The sequence below is a fragment of the Klebsiella sp. JB_Kp031 genome (assembly GCF_040064295.1).
Lineage (GTDB): Bacteria > Pseudomonadota > Gammaproteobacteria > Enterobacterales > Enterobacteriaceae > Klebsiella > Klebsiella quasipneumoniae.
The window spans coordinates 203,663-218,067 of record NZ_JBEAJW010000043.1; the positions used below are offsets into that span (position 1 = coordinate 203,663).

Genomic DNA, 14,405 nt, shown 5'->3' on the forward strand with positions numbered 1-14,405 from the left:
GTATGCTTTGAACTATCAGATGATCACCACCGACGATGGCCTGCGCGCTGTCTGCGAAGCGGCAAGCGCCGCCTCCGCCGTCGCTCTGGATACGGAATTTGTCCGTACCCGTACCTATTACCCGCAGCTGGGCCTGCTGCAGCTGTTCGACGGCCGCCAGGTCTCTCTGATCGATCCCTTAACGATTACCGACTGGGCGCCGATGCGCGACCTGCTGCTCAACCCGGATGTGACCAAATACCTGCATGCCGGCAGCGAAGATTTAGAAGTCTTTCTCAACGCGTTCAACCTGATGCCGCAGCCGCTGATCGACACCCAGATCCTGGCAGCCTTCTGCGGTCGGCCGATGTCCTGGGGCTTCGCCTCGATGGTGGAAGAGTATTCCGGGGTTGCGCTGGACAAAAGCGAATCCCGCACCGACTGGCTGGCGCGTCCGCTAACCGAGCGTCAGTGTGAATATGCCGCGGCCGACGTCTGGTACCTGTTGCCGATCGCCAGCCAATTAATGGCGGAGACCGATCGCGCGGGCTGGCTATCGGCGGCACTGGACGAATGCCGCCTGATGCAGCAGCGTCGCCAGGAGGTGGTCGACCCGGCCGAGGCCTGGCGCGATATCGGCAACGCCTGGCAGTTGCGTACCCGCCAGCTGGGCTGCCTGCAGCTGCTGGCGGAGTGGCGCCTGCGCAAAGCGCGGGAGCGCGACCTGGCGGTGAACTTTGTGGTGCGGGAAGAGCATCTGTGGAGCGTGGCGCGCTATATGCCCACCAGCCTCGGCGAGCTCGACAGCCTCGGGTTGTCCGGTAGCGAAATTCGCTTTCATGGCAAAACGCTGATTAGCCTGGTCGAGAAAGCACAGGCGCTGCCGGAGTCGGCCCTGCCGGCGCCGCTGCAGAATCTGATCGACATGCCGGGCTACCGCAAAGCCTTTAAAGATATTAAAGCGCTGGTGCAGGAAGTGAGCGCTGAGAAGGGCGTAAGCGCGGAGCTGCTGGCGTCGCGTCGGCAGATCAACCAGCTGTTGAACTGGCACTGGCAGCTGAAAACGCAGGCCGCTGAGCCTGAGCTGATTTCCGGTTGGCGTGGTGAGCTGATGGCCGAACGGCTGAAGAGGCTGTTAAGCGACTATCCGCGCTAGCGGACGGTCTGGTTCAGGCCATAAAAAAACCGGCGGCGCGTGGCGTAGCCGGTTTTTTTTCGGGATGGAACAGCAGGTCAGGGTTTCGACTCTTCCGTTTCGGGTAGGGTCACGTTCAGCTCAAGAATGGAAATATCACCGTCCCGCTGCTCCAGTTGCACGCTGACCATCTCCGGGTCGATCTGCACGTATTTACAGATCACTTCCAGGATATCTTTGCGCAACTGCGGCAGGTAATGCGGCTCCGCGTCCCCGCGGCGGCGCTCGGCGACGATGATTTGCAGGCGTTCTTTCGCAATATTAGCCGTGTTCTTTTTTCGCGAGAGAAAAAAGTCGAGTAAAGCCATAATTTATCCTCCGAACAGGCGTTTGAGGAATCCTTTCTTCTCTTCTTCAATGAAGCGGAAAGGGCGTTCTTCTCCGAGCAGACGTTCAACGGTATCGGCATAGGCTTTGCCTGCGTCCGACGCGGCATCGAGGATCACAGGCTCACCCTGGTTGGATGCGCGCAGGACTGACTGGTCTTCCGGGATCACGCCCACCAGGTTGATGCGCAGAATCTCCAGCACGTCTTCCATGCTCAGCATATCGCCTTTATTGACGCGGCCTGGATTGTAGCGGGTCAGTAGCAGGTGCTCTTTGATCGGCTCTTCGCCATTTTCCGCACGACGGGATTTGGAGGCGAGAATGCCAAGGATACGGTCGGAGTCGCGAACGGAGGAGACTTCCGGGTTGGTAGTAATAATGGCTTCGTCAGCGAAATAGAGCGCCATCAGCGCACCGGTTTCAATGCCTGCCGGGGAGTCACAGACGATGAAATCGAACTCCATCTTCTTCAGTTCTTCGAGAACTTTGTCGACGCCTTCGCGGGTCAGGGCGTCTTTATCCCGGGTCTGGGACGCCGGAAGAATGTAGAGGTTTTCCGTGCGCTTATCTTTGATCAGCGCCTGGTTCAATGTGGCATCGCCCTGGATGACGTTGACGAAATCATAAACGACGCGACGTTCGCAGCCCATAATCAGGTCGAGGTTACGCAGGCCGATGTCGAAGTCGATAACGACGGTTTTCTTTCCCTTCTGGGCCAAACCTGTAGCGATGGCCGCGCTGGAGGTGGTCTTGCCAACGCCCCCTTTACCCGAAGTCACAACAATAATGCGTGCCATAGAAATTCCTTGTTAAAAAGGGATTAATTTAACGGTTGAATTGTCAAAGCGCTTTCGCCTAAACGCAGGCGTGCCGCTTTGCCATAAAATTCGGCCGGGATGTTATCGCTCAGCCAATATTCCCCGGCGATGGAGACCAGCTCCGCCGCAAGGTGGGTACAAAATATCTGGGCGTCTCTGTCGCCACCGGCGCCTGCCAATGCGCGTCCTCGCATCATGCCATATACATGGATATTGCCGTCAGCGATAAGTTCCGCACCGGCACTCACATGATTTGTAACAATAAGATCACAGTGTGGCGCATAAATGCGCTGACCGGAACGTACCGGCTGATCAATCAAACGCGTTTTTGTGATCTGACTAGCAACTGGCGGCGGCGGGGCGGGTTCGGACGGTGCCGGACGAGGGGCTTTTTCTTTCCCTTCGGTTAATAACGGGATCCCGGCGCGGTCGATTTCGGTTTTCAGGCGCGGGATTTTGCATCCGCTGACGCCCATAATGCGTAAACCGGTCGCGGCGATAGCCTCGTTGACGGCGCGCCATTCGACACTCTCCTCGACGCTGGCGATATTCACCACCACCGGAGCATGGCGTAAAAAGGCGGGAGCCTGGGCGATTTTGTCTTCTAACGCCTGACGAATAACCTCGGGATTTGCATCGTGCAAATGAACGACAGATAACGTGAAGCTACTGCCTTTAAGTTCGATTGGCGTATTTGACATCCTGGCCTTACTCAATTTGCTGTTTATCGACCGCCGAAGTGCGGTGATATTCCGAAGACTAAAAGGCATGTTATAGTCACTGATATATTGAGGCAAGTGACCACGGGTCTAATTCCGAGTAAAACTATGTTTTGTGTGATCTATCGAAGTACTAAACGTGAACAAACCTATTTATACGTCGAAAAAAAGGACGATTTCTCACGCGTTCCTGACGAGCTCATGCGCGGTTTCGGCACGCCGCAAATGGCGATGCTGCTGCCGCTGGATGGGCGCAAAAAACTGGTTAACGCCGACCTGGAAAAAGTGAAACAGGCGCTAAGCGAACAGGGCTATTACCTGCAACTTCCTCCGCCATCTGAAAATCTACTAAAGAAACACCTGGCGGAACAGGGGAAACAATCCGATTAACCCACGAGGGAAAATAATGTACCAACATCATAACTGGCAGGGAGCGCTCCTGGATTATCCGGTGAGCAAAGTGGTTTGCGTCGGCAGCAATTATGCAAAGCACATCAAGGAAATGGGCAGTGCGACGCCGGAAGAGCCGGTGCTGTTTATTAAACCTGAGAGCGCGCTGTGCGATCTCCGTCAGCCGTTGGTGCTTCCTGAGGGGCTGGGTTCGGTGCATCATGAAGTGGAGCTGGCGGTGCTGATCGGCGGTACGCTGCGTCAGGCGACGGAAGAGCATGTGCTGAAAGGGATTGCCGGCTATGGCGTCGCGCTGGATCTCACCCTGCGCGACCTGCAAGCTAAAATGAAAAAGGCCGGGCAGCCGTGGGAGAAGGCCAAAGGCTTCGATAACGCCTGTCCGATCTCCGGCTTTATTCCGGCGGCCGAGTTCCACGGCGACCCGCAGAATACGCCGTTAAGTCTGAAGATTAACGGCGAAGTGCGCCAGCAGGGCACTACCGCCGACATGATCCATAAGATTGTGCCGCTGATCGCCTATATGTCGCGCTTCTTTACCCTCAAAGCCGGCGACGTGATCCTCACCGGCACCCCGGAAGGGGTGGGACCGCTGCACAGCGGCGACGAGCTGGAGGTCGGTTTCAACGGCCTGTCGCTCACCACCCGCGTCCTCTAAGCGCGGTTTGCCGCCTTTTGGGGCGGCAAAACTTGCATCGTCGTGCCAGACTGGTTATAAGGTGCACCCTTAACTGGCAACGACGGACATTCCGATGAGCGAACAACCTTTCTGGCAACAAAAAACCCTGGATGACATGACCGACGCGGAGTGGGAATCGCTGTGCGACGGCTGCGGCCAGTGCTGCCTGCATAAGCTGATGGATGAAGATACCGATGAGATCTACTTCACCAACGTCGCCTGCCGTCAGCTCAATATCAAAACCTGCCAGTGCCGTAACTACGAGCGTCGCTTCGAATATGAGCCGGACTGCATCAAGCTCACTCGTGAAAATCTGCCGACCTTCGAATGGCTGCCGCCGACCTGCGCCTATCGCCTGCTGGCGGAAGGCAAACCTCTGCCGGCCTGGCACCCGCTGCTGACCGGCTCAAAAGCGGCGATGCACGGCGAACGCATCTCCGTCCGCCATATAGCGGTGCCCGAGTCCACCGTTGTCGACTGGCAGGACCATATCCTCAATCTGCCTGACAGGGCGCGGTAAGCCCGTCACGCTTTCTTCGCGTGAAACAGCCCGTTTTCACCGTCGGTTTCTTCCGCCACCCAGAAGTGAATATTGAAGCGGGCATCGTCGCTGAGTTCGACGCGGTGCCAGTACTGCGGCGGACTGGTGGCAAACTGCCCGGCATGAATCACGACTTTTTTCTCCGGCTCCGTCGCCTGTTCATTGGCAAAACCGTAATAGGTGACCGTACCTTCCATGACGCACAACTGACCGAAGACACCGGCCGCGGTGTTGTGGTGGCTCAGCAGGGCGGCGGGGACGTTCTCTTTGGTAAAGAACGGGGTGGAGCGTTTAACTTTCCAGTCTGCGGGGATCAGTAAAGATGACATGTGAGCTCCTGTGGGGTTATAAAAGATGTATTTAATATGCGCCTTTTGGTGTGTGTGGTCAACCACGGACAGGAAACGATTCAGTGATGAACGGCAGGCACAAAAAAACGCCCCGTAGGGCGTTTCAGTGTGCGGTACTCACTGCGGCTTAGCGGCCAAACAGATCGCGCTTTTTCGCTTTAAAAGGCTGAGCAACGATCACCAGGATAGCGACCACCAGATAAGCCGCGAAAATTCCCACCAGCCATTGCGGCATCTCCAGCGACAGGAACTGCCACTGGCGTACCGAACAGTCGCCGGACGCGACAAACACCTGCGGCAACCATTTATCCAGCGGCAGCCAGCTCGGGAAACGGGCGGCGAAATCGCAGGTCTGGAACGGTGATGGGTGCAGCTGAATCATCGTATGTTCCCACGCCAGCTGTAGCCCACGTACCGCGCTGTACAGCCAAATCAGCATGGCGACATAGCGCAGCGGCGTTTTAGGGGCGATAGCGCCCACCAGCCCCGCGCCCATGATGCCAAACAGGGCGCAGCGTTCATAAATGCACATCACGCACGGCTGCAGCAGCATCACGTGCTGGAACCACAGCGCGACGAGTTCGAGAATGAACGCGGTCAAGGCCATCAGCAGCCAGGCGCCGCGTCCCCGCGAGCACTGGTTTAAATATTGCAACATAATCATTTCCCTGGAAGATGCTAAATCATGGCAGTGTAAACGAAAACCGTACCGACGCCAGCGGCCCGGCGGAAAATATTACGTAACTGGTTATTGAATCGCCCGGGCGAACCCGGGCGACGCGTGGATCACGGCAGGGTGGGGGTAACCAGCCAGCCGTGAGCCAGCAACCATTCGGTGACCGGCATCAGGGTGAACTCGACGCACAGCAGGCCGACCAGCGTCAGTACGAGGGTGTAGGGCAGGGCCATCCACACCATGCGGCCATAGGAGAGTCGGATAAGCGGCGCCAGCGCGGAAGTCAGCAGGAACAGGAATGCCGCCTGGCCGTTCGGGGTGGCCACTGACGGCAGGTTGGTGCCGGTGTTGATTGCCACCGCCAGCATCTCAAACTGCTTCAGGCTGATGGCGCCATGCTCGAGGGCGGTTTTCGCTTCGTTGATGTAGACCGTGCCGACAAAAACGTTATCCGAGATGGACGACAGCAGGCCGTTAAACAGATAAAACAGCGACAGCTGCGCGTGCGGAGAGGCCTGCAGAACAAACTCGATGACCGGCGTGAACAGCTGCTGGTCGATGATCACCGCCACTACGGCAAAGAACACCGTGAGCAGCGCGGTGAAGGGCAACGCCTCGGTAAACGCTTTGCCAATCGCGTGCTCATCGGTCACCCCGGTAAAGGTGGTGGCGAGGATGATCACCGACAGGCCAATCAGGCCGACCTCAGCCAGGTGAAAAGCGAGGGCGACGATCAACCAAACGCCAATGAGCGCCTGGGCAATCAGCCGTAGCCGCTCCTGACGACTGCGCTGGGCGCGGCTGCGATCGTCAAACTCCTGCAGCACCTTGCGCACCGTCGGCGGCAGCGGTTCGCCGTAGCCAAACAGGCGATACTTTTCCACCAGCAGACAGGTTAACAGACCGCAGACCATCACCGGCAGGGTGACGGGCGCCATGCGGAGAAAGAACTCGCCAAAATGCCAGCCCGCCGCTTTGGCGATAATCAGGTTTTGCGGTTCGCCGACCATGGTCATGACGCCGCCGAGCGCGGTCCCGACGCCGGCGTGCATCATCAGGCTGCGTAGAAAGCCGCGGAACTGCTCCAGCACCTCGCGGTAGTGCTGCTCGATATGGCTGTCGTCGAGCAGGTCGCTATCGTCCGGGCGCGCCGAGGCGACGCGGTGATAGATGCCGTAGAACCCGACGGCGACGCTTATCACCACCGCCACCACCGTCAGCGCATCGAGAAAGGCGGAGAGGAAGGCAGCGGCCAGGCAGAAGGCCAGCGACAGCAGCATCTTGCTGCGGATCCCTAACAGCAGGCGCGTAAAGACAAAGAGCAGCAGCTGCTTCATAAAGTAGATGCCCGCCACCATAAACATCAGCAGAAGCAGCACTTCCAGGTTGCTGGCGATCTCTTCCCGCACGTGCGCTGGGCTGGTCATGCCGATCAGCAGCGCCTCGATAGCCAGCAGGCCACCCGGCAGCAGCGGATAGCACTTCAGCGCCATGGCGAGGGTAAAGATAAACTCAACCACCAGCAGCCAGCCGGCGACAAATGGCGCCACGGCGAACACCAGCGGATTGATAATTAAGAAAATGATTAATGCCAGCTTGTACCAGTCAGGCGACTGGCCAAGAAAATTGCGCCACAGCGCGCGGCCATAAGAAATTTCCACGACAGAATCCTTCCCCGTCAATTAGTGCATGATTTTGTGCGTAACTATTGGCAAGAGTACCAGTTGAGCAAAATGAGAAGCAACTTTCTTCGCAGCGCTGCGGCGGTTACGGGAGATAAGGAAAAGCGTAAAGTAAAAACGGAAAATGAAACGGCGATCCCTTTTTAATTCACTTGCGATGCTATCTGCGCTATAGCGGCTCTGGTATGATGAGTGCAATTGCAACAATGTGTAATGGAAATATTATTATGGTCATTAAGGCGCAGAGCCCTGCGGGTTTCGCGGAAGAGTATATCATTGAGAGCATCTGGAATAACCGCTTCCCACCTGGATCGATTCTCCCCGCTGAACGCGAGCTTTCTGAGCTGATCGGTGTCACCCGCACCACGCTGCGCGAAGTGTTGCAGCGTCTGGCGCGTGACGGCTGGTTGACCATTCAGCACGGCAAACCCACCAAAGTGAACAACTTCTGGGAGACCTCCGGGCTGAATATCCTTGAAACACTGGCGCGTCTCGATCACGACAGCGTCCCCCAGTTGATTGATAACCTGCTCTCCGTGCGCACCAATATTTCCACGATTTTTATTCGCACCGCGTTCCGTCAGCATCCGGATAAAGCGCTGGCGGTGCTGGACAGCGCCCGGGAAGTGGAAGATCACGCCGACGCCTTCGCCGATCTCGATTACAACATTTTCCGCGGTCTGGCTTTCGCCTCCGGCAACCCGATTTATGGCCTGATCCTCAACGGCATGAAGGGGCTATATACCCGCATCGGCCGCCACTACTTCTCCAGCCCGGAAGCGCGCAGCCTGGCGCTGGGCTTTTATCATCAGCTGGCGAAGGTGTGCGAAGGCGGCCTGCACGATCAGGTGTATGAGCTGGTTCGTCGCTACGGCCATGACAGCGGCGAGATCTGGCACCGGATGCAGAAATCGCTGCCCGGCGATTTAGCCATGAATGTGCGTTAAGCCGGCTATTCGCGATCGATAAATAAAATAAGGGGGCCGATGGCCCCCTTCGTCGTTTTAACGTCCCGCAATGCTATAGCGCGTTTGGCCGCGCCGGGCAGCGGTCCAGCAGCTCAATGCTGCCGTCGGCGTTCTGCTGCTCCAGCAGCACATCGAACCCCCACAGACGATGCACATGTTTCAGTACTTCGCGCCGCCCTTTGTCCAGCGGGACGCGGTTGTGCGGCACATAGCGCAACGTCAGCGAGCGGTCGCCGCGCAGGTCAACGTTCCACACCTGGATATTCGGCTCGAGATTGCTGAGGTTATATTGCGCCGAGAGCTTGTTGCGGATTTCGCGATAGCCCTCTTCGTTGTGGATCGCCGAGATCTCGAGATAATTGTTGTGATCGTCGTCGAGCACGGTAAAGAAGCGGAAATCGCGCATGATCTTCGGCGACAGGAACTGGCTGATAAAGCTCTCATCCTTGAAGTCGCGCATGGCGAAATGCAGCGTTTCCAGCCAGTCGGAACCAGCGATATCCGGGAACCAGTACTTGTCCTCTTCGGTAGGCGACTGGCAGATGCGCTTGATGTCCTGGAACATGGCGAACCCCAGCGCGTAGGGGTTAATCCCGCTGTACCACGGACTGTTGTACGGCGGCTGGAACACCACGTTCGTGTGGCTGTGGAGAAACTCCAGCATAAAGCGCTCGGTCACTTTCCCTTCATCATAGAGATGGTTGAGGATGGTATAGTGCCAGAAGGTGGCCCACCCCTCGTTCATCACCTGGGTCTGTTTCTGCGGGTAGAAATACTGGCTGACTTTGCGCACGATGCGCAGGATCTCGCGCTGCCACGATTCCAGCAGCGGGGCGTTCTTCTCCATAAAGTACAGCAGGTTCTCCTGCGGTTCGGAAGGGTAGCGGCGGGCGGACTCAATCGCCTTCTCCTCTTCGCGCTTCGGCAGGGTACGCCACAGCATATTCACCTGGCTCTGCAGATACTCTTCCCGGCTTTTCTGCCGCGCCTTCTCCTCCTGCAGAGAGATTTTTTGCGGACGTTTATAGCGGTCGACGCCGTAGTTCATCAGCGCGTGGCAGGAGTCGAGCAGTTTCTCCACTTCGTCGACGCCATAGCGCTCTTCGCACTCGGTAATGTATTTGCGGGCGAAAATCAGGTAGTCGATGATTGAGCTGGCGTCGGTCCAGCTGCGAAACAGGTAATTGTTTTTGAAGAACGAGTTATGCCCGTAGCAGGCGTGCGCCATCACCAGCGCCTGCATGGTGATGGTATTTTCTTCCATCAGATAAGCGATGCAGGGATTGGAATTGATGACGATCTCATACGCCAGGCCCTGCTGGCCGTGCTTATAGGCCTGCTCGGTCTCAATGAATTTTTTGCCGAACGACCAGTGCGGATAGTTGATGGGCATGCCGACGCTGGAGTAGGCGTCCATCATCTGTTCGGAAGTAATGACTTCGATCTGGTGCGGGTAGGTGTCAAGACGATAGAGCTTAGCGACCCGGTCCACTTCGGCCAGGTAGGTCTCCAGTAACTCAAACGTCCAGTCGGGTCCATCGCTTAAACGGGTGGTGTCCCTGTTCATGGAGTCAATCGTAGCCATTAGCGCGCCCTCGTTGTTGTTGGTTTTCTCTGAACGGAAAACCTCTAAACAAGCATAGAACACCGCACAGCAAACTGTGTTGTCAGCCAATCGCTTTTCTTCGCGATTTCCCCATCTCAAAGCCGTTTTTTGCGCTCATTTGCAGAATTAAATGCTGGGTAAAAATAAAGCGCAGCATGAGATCGTAAATCTTACAGCTCAGGACTGGTGCGGTTTGCTGTGAGTTAAGTCACCATAAATAAAGCGTATGTTGAATAATATTTTCAACTGAGTTATCAATTTGTAATTAGATGATTGTTCTTTAACTGTTACGGAGTTGCTATGCGTGTCGTCATACTGGGAAGTGGGGTGGTTGGGGTAGCCAGCGCGTGGTATTTGAGTCAGGCGGGTCATGAGGTGACGGTCATCGACCGTCAGCCCGGTCCGGCAGAGGAGACCAGCGCGGCCAACGCCGGGCAGATATCTCCCGGCTATGCGGCGCCGTGGGCGGCGCCGGGAGTGCCGCTGAAGGCGATCAAATGGATGTTCCAGCGCCATGCGCCGCTGGCGATCGGCCTTGACGGCACATCGTTCCAGCTGAAGTGGATGTGGCAGATGCTGCGCAACTGCGACACCCGCCACTATATGGAGAACAAAGGCCGGATGGTGCGCCTGGCGGAGTACAGCCGCGACTGCCTGAAGGCGCTGCGCGACACCACCGGCATTCAGTATGAAGGGCGTCAGGGCGGGACGCTGCAGCTGTTCCGTACCGCCAAACAGTATGAAAACGCCACCCGCGACATCGCGGTGCTGGAGGACGCCGGCGTGCCCTATCAGTTGCTGGAGGCGAAGCGGCTGGCGGAAGTGGAGCCCGCGCTGGCGGAGGTTAGCCACAAACTGACCGGCGGTCTGCGTCTGCCAAACGATGAAACCGGCGACTGCCAGCTGTTTACCACCCGTCTGGCGGCGATGGCGGAACAGGCCGGGGTCACCTTCCGCTTTAACACCGCGGTGGACGCCCTGCTGCAGGAGGGCGATCGCATTGCCGGGGTGAAATGCGGCGATGAGATTATCAAGGGCGACGCCTATGTCATGGCCTTTGGCTCTTACTCGACGGCGATGCTCAAGGGGCTGGTGGATATTCCTGTCTACCCGCTGAAAGGCTATTCGTTAACCATCCCGATTGCCCAGGAAGACGGCGCGCCGGTTTCCACTATCCTTGATGAGACCTATAAAATCGCCATCACCCGTTTCGATCAGCGCATTCGCGTCGGCGGTATGGCCGAGATCGTCGGTTTTAATAAAGCGCTGCTGCAGCCGCGTCGCGAAACCCTGGAGATGGTGGTGCGCGATCTGTTCCCGCGCGGCGGCCACGTTGAGCAGGCCACCTTCTGGACCGGCCTGCGGCCGATGACGCCGGACGGCACGCCGGTGGTCGGGCGCACGGCGTTTAAAAACCTGTGGCTCAACACCGGCCACGGCACGCTTGGCTGGACCATGGCCTGCGGCTCCGGGCAGCTTATCAGCGATCTGATCTCCGGCCGCACGCCGGCGATCCCTTACGACGATCTGGCTGTCGCCCGCTATAGCCCCGGGTTTACCCCGGCGCGTCCGCAGCATCTGCATGGCGCACACAACTAAGGAGCTTGCATGACCCGTCCGGTAGTGGCCAGTATCGACTTGCTGGCCTTGCGGCAGAATTTACAGATAGTGCGTCGCGCGGCCCCCGGGTCGCGCCTGTGGGCGGTGGTCAAAGCAAATGCTTATGGCCATGGCGTGGCGCGGGTATGGAGTGCGTTAAGCGCGGCGGATGGTTTCGCCTTGCTCAACCTGGAAGAGGCGATCCTGCTGCGCGAGCAGGGCTGGAAAGGGCCGATCCTGTTGCTGGAGGGCTTCTTCCATGCCGATGAGCTGGCGGTGCTGGATCAATATCGCTTAACCACCAGCGTCCACAGCAACTGGCAGATTAAGGCGCTGCAGCAGGCGAAGCTGCGCGCGCCGCTGGATATCTATCTCAAGGTGAACAGCGGTATGAACCGGCTGGGCTTTATGCCGGAGCGGGTGCATACCGTCTGGCAGCAGCTGCGGGCGATAAGCAACGTCGGCGAGATGACGCTGATGTCGCACTTCGCGGAGGCGGAGAACCCGCAGGGGATTGTTGAGCCGATGCGCCGGATCGAACAGGCGGCGGAGGGGCTGGATTGCCCACGCTCGCTGGCCAACTCGGCGGCGACGCTCTGGCATCCGGAAGCGCATTTTGACTGGGTTCGTCCCGGCATCGTGCTGTATGGCGCATCGCCCTCCGGGCAGTGGCAGGATATCGCGAACACCGGCCTGAAGCCGGTGATGACCCTGCGCAGCGAAATCATCGCCGTGCAGAACCTGCGCCCCGGCGAAGCGATTGGCTATGGCGGCCTGTATCGCACCACCCAGGAGCAGCGGATCGGCATCGTCGCCTGCGGCTATGCCGACGGCTACCCACGGGTAGCGCCGAGCGGCACGCCGGTGCTGGTGGACGGCGTACGCACCACCACCGTCGGGCGCGTGTCGATGGATATGTTGGCGGTCGATTTAACGCCCTGTCCGCAGGCCGGGATCGGCGCGCCGGTCGAACTGTGGGGCAAAGAGATTAAAATCGACGACGTGGCGGCCAGCTGCGGCACCGTCGGCTATGAGCTGATGTGCGCCCTGGCGCCGCGGGTGCCGGTTGTGACCCTGTAACCTGTTCCGGGGCGGATCACTCCGCCTCGTCTTCCGCGACCCGTACCCCTACCTTCAGCACGTGATCGTTCTCTTTTTCCGCGACTGTCCATACCATCCCGGCGAACTCCACCTGGTCGCCCACCACCGGCGCGGCGCCCAGCAGCTGCTGCACCACTTCCCCCAGCGACTGCTGATGTTCGCGGAACTCCTCTCCGCCGTCGAGGCCGTAGATTTGCGCCACATCGGCGAAGCGGGCCTCGGCATCAAGTATAAAGTCGCCGAAAAAACGCTGATCGAGCGCCACCGGCGGCGACTGGCTGAACATTTTGCCCAGCGCCGGCAGGTCGTGCTCGCGGCCAATGACGCACAGGATATCGCCTTCCCGCAGGCGGGTGCTGCCGGTGGGGTGCAGCAGGGCATTGTTGCGAAACAGGGCGGCAATCCGCGTCTCCGGCGGCATATGCAGGTCGCGCAGCGCCGCGCCGATGCACCATTTATCGGCGCCCAGCTGGTAGACAAACTGCTCCCACGGGTTTTCCGGGTGAATATCCAGCCCGACGCGGGAGATGGGCCAGCTGACGGGCGGCACCACCACTTTGGCTTTTTTCGCCGCCCACGATAGCGATGTGCCCTGGAGCAGAAGCGACACCAGCACCACGAAGAAGGCGACATTGAAGAACAGGCGGGCGTTGTCCAGGCCGGCCATCATCGGGAACACCGCGAGAATAATCGGCACCGCGCCGCGCAGGCCGACCCAGCTGATAAATACCCGTTCGCGGAGGTTGAACCCGCGGAACGGCAGCAGACCGGCAAATACCGACAGCGGACGGGCAATGAAAATCATCCACATCGACAGCAACAGCGCCGGGATAGCGATCGGCAGCAGGTCGGAGGGCGTCACCAGCAGGCCCAGCACCAGGAACATGGCGATTTGCGCCAGCCACGCCAGACCGTCGAAGTTCTGCAGGATACCGTGCCGGTTGCGGATAGGCCGGTTGCCCAGCAGAAAGCCGCAGAGATAGACGGCGAGGATACCGCTGCCGTCGAGGGTAGTGGTGACGGCGAAAATCATGATCCCGCCGCTCAGCGCCAGCAGCGGATAGAGCCCGGCGGGCAGCACGATGCGGTTGATCATCTGCAGCAGCAGGTAGCCGCCGCCGAGGCCGATGGCGATCCCGAGACCGAACTGTTGAATGATATGCACGGCGAACATCCAGCTGAGGCCGGTCTGGTGCTGCTGGATCATTTCGATCAGGGTGATGGTCAGGAAGACCGCCATCGGGTCGTTACTGCCTGACTCAATCTCCAGCGTCGAGCCGACGCGCTCGTTGAGCCCCTTGCCGCCGAGCAGCGAGAAGACCGCCGCGGCGTCGGTGGAGCCGACAATGGCGCCGATCAGCAGGCCTTCGATCATATCCAGTTTGAACAGCCAGGCCGCCATCATCCCGGTCAGCGCCGAGGTGATCAGCACCCCGACCGTCGCCAGCGACAGTGCTGGCCACAGCGCGACGCGAAAGGAGCTGGCCTGGGTGCGCATCCCGCCGTCCAGCAGGATCACCGCCAGCGCCAGGTTACTCACCATATAGGCGAAGGGGTAGTTGTCGAAGGGGATGCCGCCGATGCCGTCAATGCCTGCCAGCATCCCGATGGCCAGAAAGATGACCAGAATCGGGATGCCAAGGCGCGAAGAAAAGGAGCTCAATAAGATACTGCAGGTTACTAAAACAGAACCCAGAATAAACAGACTAATGACCGCAGCGGCGTCCAATGTTCACGTACTCCCTGACTGGCGTGAA

Annotated in this window: 15 protein-coding genes and 1 pseudogene; 8 read left to right on the plus strand and 8 right to left on the minus strand. The window is 58.6% G+C overall.

Annotated elements, in window-relative coordinates:
- The first annotated feature begins 19 nt into the window (after positions 1 to 19).
- Positions 20 to 1,135 (plus strand): ribonuclease D, encoded by a 1,116-nt coding sequence (gene rnd / locus ABLV64_RS25555; RefSeq protein ID WP_072140568.1) that lies wholly within the window; start codon positions 20 to 22, stop codon positions 1,133 to 1,135.
- A gap of 77 nt (positions 1,136 to 1,212) precedes the next feature.
- Here rnd and minE read toward each other — a convergent pair whose 3' ends face one another.
- From minE to minC, 3 genes are read right to left on the minus strand one after another with little or no spacing between them, the layout of a single operon-like run.
- Positions 1,213 to 1,482, minus strand: coding sequence for a cell division topological specificity factor MinE (gene minE / locus ABLV64_RS25560; RefSeq protein ID WP_004103270.1), 270 nt, complete (start codon positions 1,480 to 1,482; stop codon positions 1,213 to 1,215).
- Positions 1,483 to 1,485: 3 nt separating this feature from the next.
- Entirely contained in the window at positions 1,486 to 2,298 is an 813-nt protein-coding gene (gene minD, locus ABLV64_RS25565) for a septum site-determining protein MinD (RefSeq protein ID WP_002910900.1), read from the minus strand.
- Positions 2,299 to 2,321: 23 nt separating this feature from the next.
- Positions 2,322 to 3,020 (minus strand): septum site-determining protein MinC, encoded by a 699-nt coding sequence (gene minC / locus ABLV64_RS25570; protein ID WP_004203323.1) that lies wholly within the window; start codon positions 3,018 to 3,020, stop codon positions 2,322 to 2,324.
- Between the two features lie 126 nt (positions 3,021 to 3,146).
- On the opposite strand from minC, the gene ABLV64_RS25575 reads away from it, so the two are divergent.
- The 3 genes from ABLV64_RS25575 (at position 3,147) to ABLV64_RS25585 (ending at position 4,645) form a co-directional block, all read left to right on the plus strand.
- Positions 3,147 to 3,428: a YcgL domain-containing protein gene (locus ABLV64_RS25575; protein ID WP_004203320.1), complete on the plus strand. Its 282-nt coding sequence runs from the start codon at positions 3,147 to 3,149 to the stop codon at positions 3,426 to 3,428.
- Between the two features lie 16 nt (positions 3,429 to 3,444).
- The gene (locus ABLV64_RS25580) at positions 3,445 to 4,104 is read left to right on the plus strand and encodes a fumarylacetoacetate hydrolase family protein (RefSeq protein WP_023318603.1); all 660 of its coding nucleotides are present in this window, start codon (positions 3,445 to 3,447) and stop codon (positions 4,102 to 4,104) included.
- 94 nt (positions 4,105 to 4,198) lie between these two features.
- Positions 4,199 to 4,645, plus strand: coding sequence for a YcgN family cysteine cluster protein (locus ABLV64_RS25585; RefSeq protein ID WP_017900197.1), 447 nt, complete (start codon positions 4,199 to 4,201; stop codon positions 4,643 to 4,645).
- A 5-nt stretch (positions 4,646 to 4,650) separates the two neighbouring features.
- Here the strand turns inward: ABLV64_RS25585 and ABLV64_RS25590 are convergent, their stop codons facing one another.
- From ABLV64_RS25590 to nhaB, 3 genes are all read right to left on the minus strand, one after another.
- Complete coding sequence (locus ABLV64_RS25590; RefSeq protein WP_002910895.1) at positions 4,651 to 4,995, minus strand: DUF1971 domain-containing protein; 345 nt, start codon at positions 4,993 to 4,995, stop codon at positions 4,651 to 4,653.
- A gap of 148 nt (positions 4,996 to 5,143) precedes the next feature.
- Positions 5,144 to 5,674: a disulfide bond formation protein DsbB gene (dsbB, locus tag ABLV64_RS25595; protein WP_004203315.1), complete on the minus strand. Its 531-nt coding sequence runs from the start codon at positions 5,672 to 5,674 to the stop codon at positions 5,144 to 5,146.
- 128 nt (positions 5,675 to 5,802) lie between these two features.
- Positions 5,803 to 7,353, minus strand: a complete 1,551-nt coding sequence (gene nhaB / locus ABLV64_RS25600) for a sodium/proton antiporter NhaB (RefSeq protein WP_004203313.1) — start codon at positions 7,351 to 7,353, stop codon at positions 5,803 to 5,805.
- 248 nt (positions 7,354 to 7,601) lie between these two features.
- On the opposite strand from nhaB, the gene fadR reads away from it, so the two are divergent.
- Complete coding sequence (fadR, locus tag ABLV64_RS25605; RefSeq protein WP_004203311.1) at positions 7,602 to 8,321, plus strand: fatty acid metabolism transcriptional regulator FadR; 720 nt, start codon at positions 7,602 to 7,604, stop codon at positions 8,319 to 8,321.
- Between the two features lie 73 nt (positions 8,322 to 8,394).
- On the opposite strand, the gene ABLV64_RS25610 is transcribed toward fadR, so the two are convergent.
- Positions 8,395 to 9,927, minus strand: a complete 1,533-nt coding sequence (locus ABLV64_RS25610) for a SpoVR family protein (protein ID WP_004203310.1) — start codon at positions 9,925 to 9,927, stop codon at positions 8,395 to 8,397.
- A gap of 76 nt (positions 9,928 to 10,003) precedes the next feature.
- On the opposite strand from ABLV64_RS25610, the pseudogene ABLV64_RS25615 reads away from it, so the two are divergent.
- The 3 genes and pseudogenes from ABLV64_RS25615 to dadX all read left to right on the plus strand — a co-directional run bounded on the left by ABLV64_RS25615 (position 10,004) and on the right by dadX (position 12,627).
- Positions 10,004 to 10,150 (plus strand): annotated as a pseudogene (locus ABLV64_RS25615) (hypothetical protein).
- Between the two features lie 98 nt (positions 10,151 to 10,248).
- The gene (locus ABLV64_RS25620) at positions 10,249 to 11,547 is read left to right on the plus strand and encodes a D-amino acid dehydrogenase (protein WP_023318600.1); all 1,299 of its coding nucleotides are present in this window, start codon (positions 10,249 to 10,251) and stop codon (positions 11,545 to 11,547) included.
- A 9-nt stretch (positions 11,548 to 11,556) separates the two neighbouring features.
- Positions 11,557 to 12,627 carry a catabolic alanine racemase DadX gene (gene dadX, locus ABLV64_RS25625; protein ID WP_004203306.1) on the plus strand — a complete coding sequence of 357 codons (1,071 nt, stop codon included), beginning with the start codon at positions 11,557 to 11,559 and terminating at the stop codon, positions 12,625 to 12,627.
- Between the two features lie 16 nt (positions 12,628 to 12,643).
- Here dadX and ABLV64_RS25630 read toward each other — a convergent pair whose 3' ends face one another.
- Positions 12,644 to 14,377 carry a potassium/proton antiporter gene (locus tag ABLV64_RS25630; RefSeq protein ID WP_004203303.1) on the minus strand — a complete coding sequence of 578 codons (1,734 nt, stop codon included), beginning with the start codon at positions 14,375 to 14,377 and terminating at the stop codon, positions 12,644 to 12,646.
- Positions 14,378 to 14,405: the final 28 nt, after the last annotated feature.